We start from the raw sequence: 856 nt of genomic DNA, 5'->3' as shown, positions 1-856 counted from the left end.
TTTAACTCAGTTATAAACTTATCGATGTCATTAAATAAGCGCTGTTGTCTAAGCGGATAGCTTTCAAAACTATTCATACGTTCACGACCTGCAAGTTGATTGCCATCGTGTAAGCTAATGGTGTTGTAATAAAGAGCCCTAGGCTGCTGACTCGAACCTTGCTTTTTCAACCAATTAGTGAGTATATCCGCATCAGAATAAATCGGTTTGCCATCGAAGCCATATTGCGCAGCACTAAATTTGCTAAAATCTAGTTTTGGCACAGAGACACCACCGTATTGCCTGATCAAACCTATAAAGTCATCAAAATGTCCATCGTGGTTAAGAGCCACACTGGTTTTATAGCCAAGCTCTGCAAGGTTAGAGAATAGCTGACATTGCTCATCAACAGGTTTAAATAGTTGCTCTTGACTTGTTTGCCCGCAACTTGCTCGTAGTAAACGAATTGCCGCAGGGCCACTGTACGACGTTGCTGAGTTAAATTGGCTAAACAAAATATCAAAATCAGCAAATAAGTTACGTGGCTCAACACCAATTGCATTTAAATCAGCCGTCGCTAAAGAGCAAATGTTTAGCACAACAACATCAAATGGTTGACCATTAAATACATCAGGAAACTGGCTTTGTAGTAAATTCTGTTGCTGGTAAAAGTCTTGTAACTGTTGATCCGGTGTCTTTTGTTTTGCTGTATCAGAAACTAAAACGGGTACTTGCTTTTTTGTAGTTTGGCTATTGCTTGCAACTTGAGTTATAACCTCACCACTCGTAACAACCCCACCTAACCAAAACGCATACAAAAAGCCAATTATTGAAATACTGGTGTAACGCAACCACTTAACAGTAAACCAATAAAAAA

At 39.3% G+C, this 856-nt stretch carries 1 protein-coding gene; it reads right to left on the bottom strand.

Translation table 11 applies throughout. The features are described 5' to 3' along the window. Positions 1-856 (bottom strand): cellulose biosynthesis protein BcsG (gene bcsG, locus HUS61_RS21965; RefSeq protein ID WP_175083680.1); only part of this gene is annotated, 856 nt, incomplete at both ends.

Origin of the sequence: Pseudoalteromonas sp. 0802 (genome assembly GCF_013350085.1) — a bacterium.
Classification (GTDB): domain Bacteria; phylum Pseudomonadota; class Gammaproteobacteria; order Enterobacterales; family Alteromonadaceae; genus Pseudoalteromonas.
Note: the sequence above shows the minus strand (reverse complement) of the source record. Positions and strands in the feature narration are given on the sequence as shown.